Below are 16,322 nucleotides of genomic sequence, written 5' to 3'. Positions count from 1 at the left end.
CCCCCCTCGCGACCGGACGGCACCCGGCACGACGGCATGAATGGCCGGATGCACGAAGACACGCGCCTCATGCACGCGGGCCGCGACAGCGCGGCCTGGCACGGCTTCGTCAATCCGCCCGTCTACCATGCGTCGACCGTGCTCAGCCCGACGGTGTCCGATCTGCTGAACCGCACGCAGCCGTATATCTACGGCCGCCGCGGCACGCCGACGACCGACGCGCTCGAGCGCGCGGTGACGAGCCTCGAAGGCGGTGCCGGTGCGGTGCTGTGTCCGTCGGGCTTGTCCGCGTGCACGCTGGCGCTGCTGTCGTGCCTGAAGCCCGGCGATCACCTGCTGATGACCGCATCGGTCTACGGCCCGGTACGCCATGCGTGCGAAGGCGTGCTTGCGCGGCTCGGCGTCGAGACGACCTGGTACGACGGCAGCACGCCCGTCGCCGCCGCATTCCGTGCGAATACGCGCGCGCTGTATGTCGAAGTGCCGGGCTCCTATACGTTCGACATGCACGATATCCCTGCGCTCGTCCGGCTCGCGCACGCACACGGCGCGCTGGTCGTCGCGGACAACAGCTGGGCCACGCCGCTCTTCTTCCAACCGCATGCGTTCGGCATCGACCTGTCGATCCAGGCCGGCACCAAGTACCTGGTCGGGCATTCCGATGCGATGCTCGGCACCGTGTCGGCCACCGAACGCGCGTGGCCCGCATTGAAGCAACTGCATGGCGATCTCGGGCTGTGCGCGGGCCCAGACGACGTCTATCTCGCGCTGCGCGGGTTGCGCACGCTCGGCGTGCGGCTGCGGCAGCACCAGCGCAACGCGCTGGCGGTCGCGAGCTGGCTCGCGACGCGCCCCGAAGTGCAGCGCGTGCTGTATCCGGCCCTCCCCGGCGACGACGGACATGCGCTGTGGCGCCGCGATTTTCGCGGCGCATCGGGGCTGTTCTCGGTCGTGCTGCAGCCGGCGCCGCCGCACGCGGTCGAAGCGTTTCTCGACCACCTCGCGCTGTTCGGGCTCGGTTATTCGTGGGGCGGCTACGAGAGCCTTGCGCTGCCGTTCGAACTGGACGCGCACGGCCTTGCCGCGCGCTGGCCGGCCGGCAGTCGCGGCGTGCGCGTGCATGTCGGGCTCGAGGACCCGGACGACCTGATCGCCGATCTCGCGGCCGGTCTCGATCGTTATGCGGCGTGCGCGCGGCAGGCCGCCGCCTGTGAGGATGCCGCGCGATGCTGACCGTCTGGGGCCGCCGCACGTCGTTCAACGTGCAGAAGGTGTTGTGGCTCATCGGCGAGCTGGGCGTGCCGTACCGGCACATCGCGGCAGGCGGTGAACACGGCTCGCTGCAGACGCCCGCGTTCGCGGCGCTGAATCCGACCTGCCGGATTCCGGTGATCGACTGGGATGGCGACGTCGTGTGGGAGTCGCACACGATCCTGCGCTATCTCGCCGCGCGGGTGCCGAACAATCCGTTCTGGTGCCGCGACGCGTTCGCCCGTTCGCGCGCCGAGCGCTGGATGGACTGGTCGCAGACCGCTCTCGAACCGGACGTGATGACCGGGCTGTTCTGGGCGCTCGTGCGAACGCCGCCGGAGCGGCGCGACGATGCGCTCGTGCGCGACAAGGCCGCGCGCAGCGCGACGCATTTCCAGCTGCTCGACCGGCTGCTGTCGACCCAGCCCTTCCTGGGCGGTGCGACGCCGGGCCTGGCCGACATTCCGGCCGGCGCGACGCTGTTCCGCTATTTCTCGCTCGACGTCGAGCGGCCGCCGTTGCCGCACGTCGAGGCCTGGTACGCCCGCCTGAGCCGACGCCCCGCCTATCGCGAACAGGTCATGGTGTCGTTCGACGCGTTGCGCGGCCAGCCGGGCTGACTCTCCGCGTGACGACTCGCACGGCCTCGCGGTTTCACGAACTCTCGACCTCACGAACTCACGACCCTCTCGACCCTCTCGACACGACATGACGCACTCCGCCCTTCGTCCGATCCTGATCGTCCTGCACCGCGAACAGTCGAGCCCCGGCCGGATCGGCCGGCTGCTTGCCGCCCGCGGCCATCCGCTCGACATTCGCCGCCCGCCGCTCGGCGATCCGCTGCCGGCGACACTGGCCGACCATGCGGGCGCGGTGGTGTTCGGCGGCCCGATGAGCGCCAACGACGGCGATCGCTGGATTCAGGATGAAATCGACTGGATCGGCGTGCCGCTGCGCGAGGCGGCACCCTTTCTCGGTGTCTGCCTGGGGGCGCAGATGATGATCCGCCACCTGGGCGGCCGCGTGATCGCGCATCGCGACGGGCGCGCGGAAATCGGTTATTGGCCGATCGCCGCGACGCCCGCCGGCCGGCGTCTCGGGTCGTGGCCGTCGCACGTCTACCAGTGGCATCGCGAGGGCTTCGAACGCGTCGCCGGGCTCGAGATCCTCGCGACCGGCGAGCACTTCGAGAACCAGGCCGTGCGCTACGGGCCGCGCGCATACGGCGTGCAGTTTCATCCGGAAGTGAGCTATCCGATGATGCGGCGCTGGAGTACGGCCGCCGCGCACAAGCTGTCGGCGCCCGGTGCGCAGGATCTCGCGACGCAGGCACGCGAAGGCCGGCGGCACGACCGCGCGACGGCCGCGTGGCTCAGCGCGTTTCTCGACCGCTGGCTCGACGACGCGCCCGCATCAGGTCGGCACGGTCACGTCGGAGATGCTGATCAGCCCCCACTCGACCGCGCGCAGCACGGCTTCGTGCCGACGTGACACGTTGAACTTGCGGCGGATGTTCATGAAGTGGAAATTGATGCACGACTCGGTCACGTTCAGGATGTGGCCGATTTCCCACGACGTCTTGCCGGCCGCGTGCCAGCGCAGGCATTCGACTTCCCGCCGGCTGAGCCGCGGCACGCTGTCGGGCGGTGCATGGCAGCGCGTGCCGGCGATCGCTTCGCACGCGACGTCGCGCAGCAGCGTCAGCGCCGCGAGATGGCGGTCGCAGTGCTCGCGCGTGGCGGCGAGCTCGTCGGTGCTCGCACACAACAGCATGCCGACCTCCCCCTTCGCGCCGCGCACCGGCAGCACGACGCCGCTGCGCATGCCGTATGCGGCCGCCGCTTCGTAACACGGGCGCTGCTCCGGCAGCGCGAACAATGCGTCGTCCCAGACGAGCGGCAGTGCCGAACGGAAGCAATGCCGCAGCATCGGGTCGACGCGGTCGAACTGGCGCTGCCGGTACAGCGCCGTCCAGCCGGGCACGCCGCTGCTCCATTTGCGCGCGAGATCGAACGACGCGCCGCTAAACGGCAACACGATCAGCACGACCTTGTCGAACCCCATTCCGGCGGCCGCGTCGGTCATTCTCTGCCATGACGCGTCCGTGTCGCCGGGTACCAACCATTTCAGACAATCCAGTCCATTCATACAAGCCACCCCGTTCGTTTAGTTGGAATCTGCAGCCAGGCGGACTTGCGCAACCGGTTCGAGACGTTGCGCGTGAACGGGCCGCGCTAGACCGCCTCGGCCAGACGTCGCCGGCCTGCCTGCCTCGCGTCGTCGAGCGACGCCGTCACGTCGAACGGAATGCCGAACGCCTTTTCGATGCCGGATGCGTTCGCGATGGCCGCCTCACGCTCGGCCGGGTCCGGTTCGATCGTGATGAGCGCACGGCAGACCGCGGCGAGCGCGGCGCGGTTCTGCTTGAGCCACATGCCGCGTTCCTTGCGGTCGTCGTGCGCTTCATCCGGGCGGGCCGGCGGAAAGATCATGACAAACGGCTCGCCGTGCCGCATCAGCGCGTGCATGTCGTCGAGCCAGCGCTGTGCGTAGCCGGCGGATGCGATCGCGTCGTTGCGCACGACGACGAACGGAAATTCCGCGACGTCGAACACGGCGAGCGTCGCCAGGTCGGGGGGCATGGCACCAGCATGGTGGGTGGGCATCGGGTCAACCTCCATCGAATTGAACAGCATGGGTCGGAACGGGCCGCGCAGCGCCCGCTTCATCGTTTCGCGGCGGCGCCGGGGCCGAACGGCGGACGGGCGAGCCAGACCACCGCGATCACCGCGAGATACACGCAGCCGAGCGCGAACGAAACGTCGTTGAACGAGATCTGGTACGCCTGCGCATCGACCAGGTTGCCCAGCAGCGTCGCCGCGCGCTGCGGATCGCCGCCGCCGAGCCGCGCGACTTCGGCGCGCACGGCCGGGTCGAACGCGCTCACGTGCTCGCTGAGCTGCGCGTGGTGCAGGATCGCGCGCCGGTCCCACAGGAACGACGTGATCGACACCGCGAAGCTCGCGCCGAGCGTGCGCAGGAACGTCGACAGGCCGGAGCCGGCGGCGATCTCGTCCGGCTTCAGGTCGGACAGCAGGATGCTGTTGATCGGCATGATGAACAGTGCGAGGCCGAGGCCCTGCAGCAGCTGGATCAGCGCGATGTGCGTGAAGTCGATGTCGGGCACGAAACCCGCGCGCAGGAACGACGACGTGCCGAGGATCGCGAACGCGCAGCACACGAGCACGCGCATGTTGAAGCGCGGCGCGTACTTGCCCATGAACGGCGTCATCAGCACCGGGATCACGCCCATCGGCGCGACGGCGAGCCCGGCCCAGAACGCGGTGTAGCCGAGCGTGCGCTGCAGCCACTGCGGCACGATCACGTTGACCGCGAAGAACGCCGAATACGCGAGCACGAGCGTCAGCGTGCCGGCCGCGAAGTTGCGATGCGCGAAGAGCCGCAGGTTCACGATCGGGTTCGGCTCGTTGAGCTCCCAGATCAGGAACAGCGCGATGCCGAATGCGGCGACCACCGACATCACGACGATGAACGTCGAGTTGAACCAGTCGGCTTCGTTGCCCTTGTCGAGCACGATCTGCAGCGCGCCGACGCCGACGATCAGCGCGGCGAGGCCCACATAGTCGACGCGCGCGGCAACGGTCGTCTCGACGCGTGCGCGCATCTGCGCGAACACGCACAGCGCGGCGAACACGCCGATCGGCAGGTTGATCAGGAACGCCCAGCGCCACGAGTAATGCTCGGTGACCCAGCCGCCGAACACGGGCCCCGCGATCGGCGCGACGACCGTGACCATTGCGATCATCGACAGCGCGAAACCGCGCCGCTGCGGCGGATAGATCGACAGCATCAGCGCCTGCGTGGTCGGGATCATCGGCCCGGCCACCAGGCCCTGCAGCGCGCGGAACGCAACGAGCTGCGGCAGGTTTTGCGCGAGGCCGCACAGGAGCGACGCGAACGTGAACGCGAGCGTCGCCCACACGAACAGCCGCACCTGCCCGACGCGCTTGACGAGAAACCCGGTCAGCGGCAGCGCGATCGCATTGCTGACCGAGAACGTCGTGACGACCCACGCGCTCTGCGTCGTGCTCACGCCGAAGTTGCCGGCGATCGTCGGCAGCGACACGTTGGCGACGGTGCCGTCCAGCACCTGCATGAAGACCGCGAGCGCGAGGCCGAAGGTCGTGAGTCCGACGCTCGACGGTCGAAAACCGCTGTCGGCGGCCGCCATCGGGCCGCTCATCGCACCGTCTCCGCGCGCGCTGCCGACGGCAGGTTCGCATGGATGACGTCAGCGATCAGGCTGTCGGCGCGGGCCAGCTCGTCGCGGTACACGTCGGTGCGGAAGACCGGCGCGCGCTGCTCGCGACGCGACAGCATCGCGCCGCTGCGGTCGTGCTGGTCGACGCGTGCGTGCATCGACAGGCCGATGCGCAGCGGATGCGCGTCGAGCTGGGCCGGCTCCGTCAGCTCGATGCGCACCGGCAGCCGCTGCACGATCTTGATCCAGTTGCCGGTCGCGTTCTGCGCCGGCAGCAGCGAAAACGCGCTGCCGGTGCCGACGCCGAGGCTTTGCACGCGGCCGGTATAACGCACCGCGTCGCCGTACAGGTCGGCGGTCAGTTCGACCGGCTGCCCGATGCGCATGTGTTCGAGCTGCTTCTCGGTGAAGTTCGCATCGACCCACAGCTCGCGCAGCGGCACCACCGCCAGCAGCGGCACGCCGGGCGACACGCGCTGCCCGACCTGCACCGTGCGCTTCGCGACATAACCGGTGACGGGCGTGACGACGTCGGTGCGTGCATGCGCGAGGTACGCGGCGCGCAGCCGTTCGGCCGCGGCCTGCACGTCGGGATGCGACGCGACCGCGGTGTCGTCGATCAGCGCCTTGCTCGTCTGGTGCTGCTCGCTCAACGTGGCGAGCGCGCTTTGCGCGGCCGCGTACGCGCTTTGCGCGGAGGTCAGCGTGTCGCGTGCATGCGCGAGTTCCTCGCGTGAAATCGCGCCGGAGCGGCCGAGATCCTCGCGGCGGCTGTAGTCGGCCTTCGCCTTGTCGAGCGCGGTGCGTCGCGAGTCGAGTTCGGCGCGTGCGCCGTCGATGCTGTTCGCCAGCCCGCGTTCGTTGCTGTACAGGCCGCGCACCTTGCGCACCGTTGCCGCGAGATCGGCCTGCGCGGTCGCGAGCGCGATCTGCGCGTCGCTCGGGTCGAGGCGTACGAGCGGCGTGCCGGCGCGGACGAGGTTGCCGTCGTCCGCGTCGATCGACACGACGGTGCCCGTCACCTGCGGCGTCAGCTCGACGACGTTGCCTTGCGCGTATGCGTTGTCGGTGGATTCGTACCAGCGCCCGACGATCACGTACCAGATGCCCCAGCCGAGGATGCCGAGCGCGAACACGGCGACGAGCGCGCGCACCAGATGCTTGCGCCGTGCCGGCGGTGCGGGCGGCGTCGCGGGTGCGGCACCGCCGGGTGCCGGTGGCGTGCGGGCGTCCGGCCCGCCCGGCGCGCGGGGTGCGCCGGTGTGGTCGGCCGCCGGCTGCTGGCGGGCGCTGGCGGAATCGGCGGCGGCCGGCCGCGCGGGAGTCTGCAGGGAGTTGTCGCTGCTCATGGTTCGATATCAAGGACGTTGGGAAGGAGTGGCGACGAGCGCGACGTCGTCCGGCTCGGCGCGAAAGCCGCCGCCGAGCGCGGCGACGAGCTGCAGCGACTGGTCCGCGCGCTGCGCGCGCAGCGCGGCGACCTCGCGGCTCGCGACCAGCAGTTGCTGGCGCACGACGAGCGCGTCGAGGTAGCTGCCGACGCCGGCCCGGTAGCGCGCGTCCGCGAGCCGCCACGCATCGGTGGCGGAGTCGAACGCACGCTGCTGCGCATCGGTCTGCACGGCGAGCGAATCCAGCCGGTGCAGATCGTCCGCCACCTCGCCGATCGCACCGATCAGCGTCTTGTTGTAACCGGCGACCGCGAGGTCGTATTGCGCGTCACGCCGGCGCAGCACGCCGCGCCGCTCGCCGCCGTCGAAGATCGGCAGGCTCACGGCCGGGCTGACGTTGTAGGTGCGGGATGCCGCCTGGAACAGCGATGCGCCCCCGCGCGTCGCGAGCCCGATCAGCGCGGTGAGACTGACGTTGGGCAGGAAGTCCGCACGGGCGGCCGCGACGTTGCGGCTGGCCGCCTCGACCCGCCAGCGCGCGGCGACGAGGTCGGCGCGCCGGCCGAGCAGCGCGGCCGGGAGGTCGGCCGGCACCGCGAGCGCGGCGGTCGGCAGCGGCGCGGGCCGCACGAGCGCAAGGCCGCGGTCGGGGCCGGCGCCGAGCAGGATCGCGAGCGCGATGCGCGCACTGTCGATCGCCTGGGCCGTGCGCGCCTGCTCGCGCGTCGCGGCCGCGACTTCGCTTTCCGCCTGGCGCTGTTGCGCGACGTTGTCGATGCCCTTGGTGACACGCTGGCGCGTGAGCGCGAGCGCTTCGTCGGCGCGCGCGTATTCGGCCCGCGCGACGTCCTGCTGATCGAACGCATACGCGAGATTCACGTAGGCGCGCGCAACGTTGACCGACAGCAGCACGCGCGCGGCCTGCGCATCGATCTGCGCGGCGCGCGCTTCGCCGAGCGCGGCTTCCCACGCGGCGCGGCGCCCGCCCCACAGATCGAGATCCCAGCTCAGGCCGAGATTGACCTCGCGTGTGTGGCTGAAGAAGCCGCCGCCCTCACCCGACGAAAACTGGGTACCGGACAGCCGCTCGGCCTTTGCGCTCGCGCGGCCGTCGAGATGCGGCAGCCGCGCGGCCCGCGCTTCGATCACCAGCGCCTGCGCTTCGCGTGCGCGCGCATCGGCGGTCGCGAGATCGGGGTTGCCGGCGAGCGCCTCGTCGATCAGCGCGCTCAGTTGCGCATCGTTCAGCGCACGCCACCAGTCGGCGGCCGGCCAGTCGGCGGCGGGCACATGCGCGAGGCTGCGCGATGCGGCGAGCGTATCGGCGCCGCGCAGCGTGCCTGCGGGTGCGAGCCCGTCGCGGCTCGCGCACGCGCCGAGCACGACGAGCGCGGCGGCGGCGGCGATTCGCGACATGACGCGCAGTGCGCCGGCATCGCGTGCCCAGGGAGCAAGTGCTGCATGCATCGCATTCCTCTGCTTCGTATCGGTTTGAACACGACACGCATTGTTGGACGCCCCCGGGCAAAGCTGATAATGTTGTTTAGACAAAAAATAATGAATTCCGGCCATGCCCATCCGAGACACTTCTCCACCGCGCACCGTGCAGCGCGCCGATTCCGATCCGAGCGAACGCGAGGACGGCCCGTCACTGATCGCCGTCTGGGGGGAAGACGACGGCAGCAACACCTACCGGCTCGGCACCCGCGAGGTCGACTGGCACAGCCATCTGCGCGGGCAGGTGTTCTGCGTGGAAAGCGGTTTCGCGCACGTGCGCACGCCGCACGGTTCGTGGCTGTTGCCGCCGCATCGCGCGGGCTGGATTCCGCCCGGCGAGCAGCACAAGGTCAGCATCAGCGGCGCGTTGAGCGGCTGGAGCGTCGTGATCGCACCGGCCGCAAGCCGGCGGATGCCGGGGCAGCCATGCGTGATCGCGATCACCGAGCTGATGCGCGCGCTCGTGCGGCGCGCGGTGTCGTGGGCGGACCAGGACAGGCTCGACGTCGAGCAGGCACGCATCAGCGTCGTGCTGCTCGACGAGATGCGCCGCGCGCCGCACGAGCCGCTGCACCTGCCGATGCCGCGCGACCGGCGGCTGCTGCGCATCGCCAACGCGATCCTCGGGCAGCCGCACGACAGCCGCACGCTCGAAGCGTGGGCCGAATGGGCCGGGCTGTCCGCCCGCACGCTGAGCCGGCTGTTCGTCGCCGAAACCGGCACGAGCTTCGCGCAATGGCGCCAGCAGGCGCGCCTCACGCATGCGCTCGAACGTCTCGCGAGCGGCGACAGCGTCGCCAACATCGCCGACGCGCTGGGCTATGCGACGCCGAGCAACTTCATCGCGATGTTCCGCCGCGCGTTCGGCGATTCGCCCGCGCATTACTTCGCGAAGCGCAGGCAGCCGTAGCGCGGTACGGCCCTGCCCCTATCACCCCTGCCAGTACAGCACCCGCATCGACGTCGTTATAGTCGCCGTGCGACCGGCCGGTCGGTCGCTCAATGTGACTTGTGGAGGGTGTCGATGTCGAATGCCGTTGGGTCGGACCACACGCCGATCGTCTCCGAGCAGCAGCTCGCCGATCATCTGGCCGCCGGCTGCAAGCCGGCCGTGCAGTTCCGGATCGGGACCGAGCACGAGAAGTTCGTCGTCGCGCGTGCGACGCACGCGGCCGCGCCTTACGACGGGCCGTCGGGCATCGCCGCGGTGCTCGCGGGGCTGCAAGGCGACGGCGCGCCGATCGTCGATGCCGGGCGGATCGTCGGCGTGATCCAGCGCGACGGCGCCGCGATCTCGCTCGAGCCGGCCGGCCAGCTCGAACTGTCGGGTGCGCCGCTCGAAACGCTGCACGATACGCATGCCGAGCTGCATGCGCATCTCGCCGCGGTGCGCGACGCGTGCGAACCGCTCGGCCTGCGCTGCGCGCCGCTGGGGTTTCACCCTCACCTTGCGCGCGCGGCACTGCCGTGGATGCCGAAGCAGCGTTACGGGATCATGCAGCGCTACATGCCGCGCGTCGGGACGCGCGGGCTCGACATGATGCAGCGCACCTGCACCGTGCAGGTCAACCTCGATTTCGCATCGGAAAGCGACATGGCGCGCAAGATGCGCGTGTCGCTTGCGTTGCAGCCCGTTGCGACCGCGCTGTTCGCGAACTCGCCGTTTGCCGAAGGCAGGCCGACCGGCCTGCTGTCGACGCGCGCACACACATGGCTCGACACCGACGAGGATCGCTGCGGGGCGCCTGCGCTGTTCCTGTCGCGCAGCTTCGGCTTCGAGCGCTACGTGAGCTGGCTGCTCGACAACGTGCCGATGTATTTCGTGCGGCGCGGCGACCGCTATGCGGACGCGACCGGATGGACGTTCCGCGATTTCATGCGACGCCGCATTCCGCATCTCGAGGGCGAGACGCCGACCCTCGGCGACTTCGCCGACCACCTGACGACGGTCTTCACCGAAGTGCGGCTCAAGCGCTACCTCGAGATGCGCGGCGCCGATGCGGGTTCGCCCGCCATGATGGTCGCGCTGTCGGCATTCTGGACCGGCCTGCTGTACGATCCGACCGCGCTGTCGGAGGCCGAGACGCTGGCCGCCGCGATCGACCGCGGCGCGCTGCTGACCCTGCGGCGCGACGTGCCGCGTTTCGGGCTCGGCGCGTCGGTCGACGGCCGGCCGTTGCGCGCGTTCGCGGCCGATGCGCTCGCGATCGCGCATCGCGGCCTGCGCGCACGGGCGCGCAGGGATGCGGCCGGCCGCGACGAATCTGTGTATCTCGCGCCGCTCGACGAGATCGTCGCCGGTGCGCCGACCCAGGCCGAGCACTGGCTTGCCCGCTATCGCGACGCGTGGGCCGGCGACGCGACGCGGATCTACGACGAAGCCGAAACCTGACCGCGTCGCGCGGGGCCGCTCATGCGCAGCACGCGAGGAGCGGCTCGTGCGCGAACTCGACGTCCGGCGCCGGCGCATGCCCGCGCCGGCGCGCACGAACCGCGTGCGCAAGTGTCTCGAGGAGCTGCGTGGTATCGGCGAACGAGAGGCATGCGTCGGTGATGCTCTGCCCGTAGCGCAGCGGCACGCCGGGCACGAGATCCTGGCGCCCTTCGATCAGGTTCGACTCGACCAGCACGCCGACGATGCGCGTATCGCCGGCCGCGACCTGCGCGGCGACCGCCGTGCCGACACCCAGCTGATTGCGGAACTGGCGGCGGCTGTTGCCGTGGCTGACGTCGATCATCACGCGCGGCGCGCAGCGCGCGGCCGCCATGCGTTCGCACGCGGCATTCACCGCGGCTGCGTCGAAATTCGGCTCGCGCCCGCCGCGCAGCACGACGTGCGTATGCGGATTGCCGGGCGAGGCCGCCGCGCATAGCCGGCCGCCCGTGTCGACCGACAGGAAGCGATGCGCGCGTGCGGCCGCGCACATCGCATCGACGGCCACCTGGACATTGCCGTCGGTGCCGTTCTTGAAACCGATCGGGATCGGCAGCGACGACGCCAGCTCGCGATGCACCTGCGATTCCACGGTGCGGGCGCCGATCGCCCCCCATGCGACCAGGTCGGCCAGGTAGCGCGGCGACAGCAGATCGAGAAACTCGGTCGCCGCCGGCATCTCCGCGCCGTTGATGTCGCACAGCAGCGCGCGGGCCGTATGCAGCCCCGTGTCGATCCGTTCGCTGCCGTCTAGCAGCGGGTCGTTGATGAGCCCCTTCCAGCCGACCGTCGTGCGCGGCTTCTCGAAGTACACGCGCATCACGATTTCCAGCTCGTCCGCGAAGCGCGCGCGTTGCAGCGCGAGCCGTGCCGCGTAGTCGCGCGCCGCGGCCGGGTCGTGCACCGAGCACGGGCCGGCGATGACCACGAGACGGTCGTCCGTGCCGTTCAACACGTCGACGATCGCGTGGCGAGCCAGATGAACCGTGCGCGACGCGCGCAACGCAGGCTGCAGCGCGCCGGCCAGATCCGCGGGGGACGGCAGGTGCAGCTCGGCGTCACGGTTCGTCGTCCAGGTATTCGCATGCATGGGGACTGCCCTCCTGTCGATAATTCGGGGGATTTTTTACTACAGCGCGACTGTATTGAATGGCGCTTTCCGTGCGCAACTAACATAGTTGCCAGTTTCTAATTCATAACCTTATGAATGACAGAAATAAGCAAGGCGACCGGAAATTCAGGAATTGGGTTTGCCTGATTTTGAGACACACCACGGGCCGGGAAAGCGATTTTTTATTCTCGGTTCTGGAGCATTTTATGACGCGCAGACGCCGATTGTTCAGCCTTTCGAAGCGGGTTGCTATTCGTTCTGATAGTGGCGTCGCGATAGGCGTTCAATTAATTTTCAGATTCCTGACAGGCCGATCAGGTTCATATATATAAATCAACCCAGTCATTGCGGAGAATCACCATGTCGAAACGTCATTATGAAACGCCGATTCACGTCAAGTATCGCGATACCGATTCGATGGGCCATGTGAGCAGTCCCGTCTATTACGACTATCTGCAGCATTCCTATCTCTGCTACATGTTCGATCTCCTCGGCCTGCCGCGGAGCGAGAAGCTGCCGCACATCATGGTGAAGACGCAGTGCGAGTACCTCGCACCGGCCCAATTCGGCGACAACCTGACGATCCGGTCGAGCATCGTGCGTTTCGGCAGCAAGAGCTTCGATCTCGAACACCTGATGGAGCGCGACGACCAGACCATCGTCGCGCGCGGCATGTCGACGCACGTGATGTTCGATTACGCGAACAACACGACGAAGGCCGTGCCCGACGAGTTCAAGGCGCGCGTGCTCGAATTCCAGGGTTCGCTGTGATGCGCGCGCGCCATTTCGGGAGCGACACGTGAGCGCCGCGGTGGCGCGCGCCCGGCGCCGGATCGGCGCGATCGTCGAGCGCCGCGACGACCGCGCGATCGTCATCGTCCGGCATGCGGCGCAGGCGTTGCTCGAGCCGGCCGCGCTCGAGCGGCATCGTTCGCTCGTCAGCCGTCACGAGGACGAACTCGAGGTGCTGCTGCAGCCGTGCGGTGGCGCGCACGACGGCGTGCGCCCGCTGCTCGGGCGGCTGCGGGATGCCGGCGTGACCGTCGCGCTCGACGCGGCGACGCTCGCTCACGACGCGTCGCTGCTCGAGTTCGCGAGCTGGGTCACGCAGTGCGCGACGCCCGGCGACACGGCGCCGCCGCGCGACGATGCAGCCGTGCCGGGCGGCGGGCTGTTCTGCGGCCTGGTCGTGCGATGGCGCGACTTGCGCAACGGGTGGCGGCGGCCGGAACGTGACGAGGCCCACGAACGCACGCCGCAAACGATCGCGGCGGATGCGGCCGAGCACATCGCGGCCGGCGATCCGGACGGCCAGGTGCTCGGCGCGTTGCTCGACGCCGACGACACAGCCACCGACGCGGCGCTCGACACGTTGTCGGACGCGGTACGCGCGCGGCGGATCTGCGCGGCGACGCGGGCCGGCTGGCCGCTTGCGCGACGGTTATGAGCGCCGTCGCCACGACGGTCGACGTGCGTGCCCTGCCCGACCGCGCGTTCCTGGTCGGCATGATGGGCGCGGGCAAATCGACGCTCGGCCGCGCGCTCGCGGCATCGCTCGGCTGGACGTTCGCCGACAGCGATGACGAGATCGCGCGGCGCACCGGCCGCTCGGTCGCCGAGCTGTTCGACAGGGTCGGCGAAGGCGGCTTTCGGCTGCTCGAAACGCAAATCGTCGACGAACTGACGCAGCGCCCGAACGTCGTCGTGGCGACCGGCGGGGGCGCGGTGCTGAATCCGCGCAGCCGCGCGCGCCTGAGCGAGCGCGGCTGCGTGATCTACCTGCATGCGGACCCCGATGCGCTGTGGCGCCGCACGCGCGATGACACGCGGCGGCCGCTGCTGCAGGTGGCCGACCCGCGGCAAACCCTCGCCGCGCTGTACCGGATGCGCGACCCGCTGTATCGCGAATGCGCACATGCGTTCGTCGACACGACGGCGCAGGACGTCGCGCGCGCGACGGCCGACGTGTTGACGGTGCTGCTGGCGCGGATCGATGCGCCGGATTGACGGCGCGTGCGGCGGACGTTCGCTCCCCTGCCCCCGAAGCGAAGGCGGGACGCATGGGCGCGGCGCGAACGTCGAGTATCCGACGCGTTTTCGAAACGGCGAGTTTGGATTTTCGATCGTGTTGTTGTGATAAGAAAAGTTATCTTGATGATATGAGCAGGAGAGCAAAGACGCTGAAAAGGCGCTGCTGGAACGTGCGCTGTTTCATGCCGGTTTTGCTCGCCCGAGCTTCGAATTGGCGCGGCACGGCCGGGTGACCGTCACCATGCCGTCGAAACGCGCTGCTTCGTCCGCTTCCAGGAGCGGCTCGGGGATGAATCGCGGCGGCCTGCCTTCACGAACCGGCGCATCGTCTCCGGCGAGGTTCGCGGGTCCCGCAACACGCGCGGAGTTCGTCGACGACCGCGCGTCGCGCCAACGGGCGCCAATCGCCCTCCGCCGCATTTGTTCCTGCGACGCAAGACTGTTGCGCCATGGTGGGTGTTCGAGATCGTGACCGGCACGCCTACAGTGAGGCCATCGGATTCATCGATCCGTTCGGCACTGAAGCCGGGAACCCTTCACCTATCGAGGCAAATCATGAGCGCATCCAAGGTCATCATCGTCACCGGCGCATCGCAAGGCATCGGCGCGGAAACGGTCAACGCATTCCGCGCACGCGGCCATCGCGTCGTCGCGACGTCACGTTCGATCGGCCCGTCGAACGATCCGGATCTCGTCACCGTCGCGGGCGACATCGGCGATCCGGCCGTCGCCCGGCGCGTGGTCGACGCGGCCATCGAGCACTTCGGCCGCGTCGACACGCTCGTCAACAACGCCGGCGTGTTCATCGCGAAGCCGTTCACGCAGTACACCGCGGACGACTATGCGCAGATCACGAGCGTCAACCTGAGCGGTTTCTTCCACGTCACGCAGCATGCGATCGCTGCGATGCAGAAAGATGGCAGCGGCCACGTGGTCAGCATCACGACGAGCCTGGTCGATCATGCGAACAGCAACGTGCCGTCGGTGCTCGCCTCGCTGACGAAGGGCGGATTGAATGCGGCGACGAAGTCGCTCGCGATCGAGTATGCGAAGGCCGGCATTCGCGTGAATGCGGTGTCGCCCGGCGTCATCAAGTCGCCGATGCATGCGCCCGACACGCATGCGACGCTCGCGTCGCTGCATCCGGTCGGCCGCATGGGCGAGATGAGCGACATCGTCGACGCGATCCTGTACCTGGACTCGGCACCGTTCGTCACGGGCGAGATCCTGCACGTCGACGGCGGCCAGAGCGCCGGGCATTGAGTCGCGGCGTCGAAACCGCGAGCCGGCGTGCCTATCGCGATGTGCCGGCCCGTTTGGCGCGCGTCCCGGCCGGCCGCCTGGCCGGCTCGCGCGCCAGCTGCTCGACGAGAAAATCGACGAATACGCGCACGCGCGACGACAAAAAACGCGCATGCGGATACAGCAGCATGAAGGGCCGCGACCGGCCGCCGAGGCCGGGCAGCACTTCCACGAGCGTGCCGGCACGCAGATCCTGCTCGACGATGAAGCGATAGGTCTGGAACAGGCCCGCTCCGCTGCGCGCGAGCGTCACACCGCCAAGGTAGTCCCCCGACGTACCGTAGCTGCCGGTCGTCGTGACATCGACTTCCTCCGCCCCATCGTTGAACAGCCAGGGAATCGGCCGCCCGCTGCTCGGCAGCTCGAACTGGATGCATTCGTGCGCATGCAGATCGTCGATGGCGGCCGGCAGGCCCGCGCGCTTCAGGTAGCCGGGCGTCGCGACGACCACGAGTTCGGCGTCCTCCAGCTTGCGCGCGACCAGGTTCGAATCGGCCGGCGCGCGCCCGCGAATCGCCAGATCGTAGCCTTCCTCCGCGAAATCGATGTTGCGGTTGCTCAGGTGGGTTTCGACGCGCACGTCCGGATACCGCTCGCGAAATGCAGGCAGCAGCGGCAGCACGCGATAGTGCCCGTACGGCGTTGGCATGCTGATCCGCAGCAGGCCGGCGGGCGTGGCCTGCTGGCCGGTTGCCTCGCGCTCCGCGTCGACGAGTTGCGCCAGCGCGTCGCGGCATTGCTCGAAGTAGCGGCGGCCGGGATCGGTCAGGCGGATCTGGCGTGTCGTGCGCACGAACAGCCGCACGCCGAGACGCTCCTCGAGCCGCGCCACCGACCGGCTGACCGCGGCCGGCGTGACGCTCGCCGCGTTTGCCGCGAGCGTGAAGCTGCCGAGTTCGGCGGCAAGACAGAACAGCTCGATGCTGCCCAGCAGCAGATCGTCGAATTGTCGTTGCATGGTTCCTGCGGTCTCCGGCGGATGGCGCGCGTTGGAGCGACGAGTGTGCATGAATCCCGTGCGGG

Annotated in this window: 16 protein-coding genes; 9 read left to right on the top strand and 7 right to left on the bottom strand. The window is 69.3% G+C overall.

The features are described from left to right. The first annotated feature begins 48 nt into the window (after nt 1-48). The 3 genes from metC to DPV79_RS20215 all read left to right on the top strand — a co-directional run bounded on the left by metC (nt 49) and on the right by DPV79_RS20215 (nt 2,742). On the top strand, nt 49-1,233 hold the full coding sequence (metC, locus tag DPV79_RS20225) for a cystathionine beta-lyase (RefSeq protein ID WP_059817021.1): 1,185 nt from the start codon (nt 49-51) through the stop codon (nt 1,231-1,233). Then, nucleotides 1,227-1,871, top strand: coding sequence for a glutathione S-transferase family protein (locus DPV79_RS20220; protein WP_021160969.1), 645 nt, complete (start codon nt 1,227-1,229; stop codon nt 1,869-1,871). Before metC ends, DPV79_RS20220 begins: the two co-directional genes overlap by 7 nt. Nucleotides 1,872-1,959: 88 nt before the next feature. Then, nucleotides 1,960-2,742 (top strand): glutamine amidotransferase, encoded by a 783-nt coding sequence (locus DPV79_RS20215; protein ID WP_063803054.1) that lies wholly within the window; start codon nt 1,960-1,962, stop codon nt 2,740-2,742. Here DPV79_RS20215 and DPV79_RS20210 read toward each other — a convergent pair. From DPV79_RS20210 to DPV79_RS20190, 5 genes are all read right to left on the bottom strand, one after another. Beyond that, nucleotides 2,665-3,399: an autoinducer binding domain-containing protein gene (locus tag DPV79_RS20210; protein ID WP_081057231.1), complete on the bottom strand. Its 735-nt coding sequence runs from the start codon at nt 3,397-3,399 to the stop codon at nt 2,665-2,667. The genes DPV79_RS20215 and DPV79_RS20210 overlap by 78 nt on opposite strands. Nucleotides 3,400-3,485: 86 nt before the next feature. Next, nucleotides 3,486-3,980, bottom strand: coding sequence for a hypothetical protein (locus DPV79_RS20205; RefSeq protein ID WP_225723178.1), 495 nt, complete (start codon nt 3,978-3,980; stop codon nt 3,486-3,488). Continuing rightward, the gene (locus tag DPV79_RS20200) at nt 3,977-5,515 is read right to left on the bottom strand and encodes a DHA2 family efflux MFS transporter permease subunit (RefSeq protein WP_021160973.1); all 1,539 of its coding nucleotides are present in this window, start codon (nt 5,513-5,515) and stop codon (nt 3,977-3,979) included. Before DPV79_RS20200 ends, DPV79_RS20205 begins: the two co-directional genes overlap by 4 nt. Beyond that, nucleotides 5,512-6,882, bottom strand: coding sequence for an HlyD/EmrA/EmrK family protein (locus DPV79_RS20195; RefSeq protein WP_081063918.1), 1,371 nt, complete (start codon nt 6,880-6,882; stop codon nt 5,512-5,514). The genes DPV79_RS20200 and DPV79_RS20195 overlap by 4 nt, the downstream gene beginning before the upstream one ends. A 9-nt stretch (nt 6,883-6,891) precedes the next feature. Further along, the gene (locus tag DPV79_RS20190) at nt 6,892-8,391 is read right to left on the bottom strand and encodes an efflux transporter outer membrane subunit (protein WP_113046318.1); all 1,500 of its coding nucleotides are present in this window, start codon (nt 8,389-8,391) and stop codon (nt 6,892-6,894) included. A 103-nt stretch (nt 8,392-8,494) separates the two neighbouring features. Here DPV79_RS20190 and DPV79_RS20185 point away from each other — a divergent pair, with 103 nt between their 5' ends. Continuing rightward, a complete protein-coding gene (locus DPV79_RS20185) occupies nt 8,495-9,331 on the top strand; it encodes an AraC family transcriptional regulator (RefSeq protein WP_021159581.1) in 837 nt (278 codons plus the stop codon). A gap of 114 nt (nt 9,332-9,445) precedes the next feature. Beyond that, nucleotides 9,446-10,813 (top strand): glutamate--cysteine ligase, encoded by a 1,368-nt coding sequence (locus tag DPV79_RS20180; RefSeq protein WP_113046317.1) that lies wholly within the window; start codon nt 9,446-9,448, stop codon nt 10,811-10,813. A 19-nt stretch (nt 10,814-10,832) separates the two neighbouring features. Here DPV79_RS20180 and DPV79_RS20175 read toward each other — a convergent pair whose 3' ends face one another. Beyond that, complete coding sequence (locus DPV79_RS20175) at nt 10,833-11,945, bottom strand: 3-deoxy-7-phosphoheptulonate synthase (RefSeq protein WP_113046316.1); 1,113 nt, start codon at nt 11,943-11,945, stop codon at nt 10,833-10,835. Nucleotides 11,946-12,326: 381 nt separating this feature from the next. On the opposite strand from DPV79_RS20175, the gene DPV79_RS20170 reads away from it, so the two are divergent. From DPV79_RS20170 to DPV79_RS20155, 4 genes are all read left to right on the top strand, one after another. After that, nucleotides 12,327-12,737, top strand: a complete 411-nt coding sequence (locus tag DPV79_RS20170; RefSeq protein WP_113046315.1) for an acyl-CoA thioesterase — start codon at nt 12,327-12,329, stop codon at nt 12,735-12,737. Between the two features lie 28 nt (nt 12,738-12,765). Beyond that, nucleotides 12,766-13,413 carry a hypothetical protein gene (locus tag DPV79_RS20165; protein WP_059495927.1) on the top strand — a complete coding sequence of 216 codons (648 nt, stop codon included), beginning with the start codon at nt 12,766-12,768 and terminating at the stop codon, nt 13,411-13,413. Beyond that, on the top strand, nt 13,410-13,973 hold the full coding sequence (locus DPV79_RS20160) for a shikimate kinase (RefSeq protein ID WP_059682554.1): 564 nt from the start codon (nt 13,410-13,412) through the stop codon (nt 13,971-13,973). The genes DPV79_RS20165 and DPV79_RS20160 overlap by 4 nt, the downstream gene beginning before the upstream one ends. Before the next feature lie 579 nt (nt 13,974-14,552). Next, nucleotides 14,553-15,260 (top strand): SDR family NAD(P)-dependent oxidoreductase, encoded by a 708-nt coding sequence (locus tag DPV79_RS20155; RefSeq protein ID WP_113046314.1) that lies wholly within the window; start codon nt 14,553-14,555, stop codon nt 15,258-15,260. 31 nt (nt 15,261-15,291) lie between these two features. Here DPV79_RS20155 and DPV79_RS20150 read toward each other — a convergent pair whose 3' ends face one another. Continuing rightward, on the bottom strand, nt 15,292-16,257 hold the full coding sequence (locus tag DPV79_RS20150) for a LysR family transcriptional regulator (protein ID WP_113046313.1): 966 nt from the start codon (nt 16,255-16,257) through the stop codon (nt 15,292-15,294). Between the last annotated feature and the right edge of the window lie 65 nt (nt 16,258-16,322).

It is taken from the genome of Burkholderia reimsis (assembly GCF_003294055.1).
GTDB classification, from domain to species: domain Bacteria; phylum Pseudomonadota; class Gammaproteobacteria; order Burkholderiales; family Burkholderiaceae; genus Burkholderia; species Burkholderia cepacia.
Note: the sequence above shows the minus strand (reverse complement) of the source record. Positions and strands in the feature narration are given on the sequence as shown.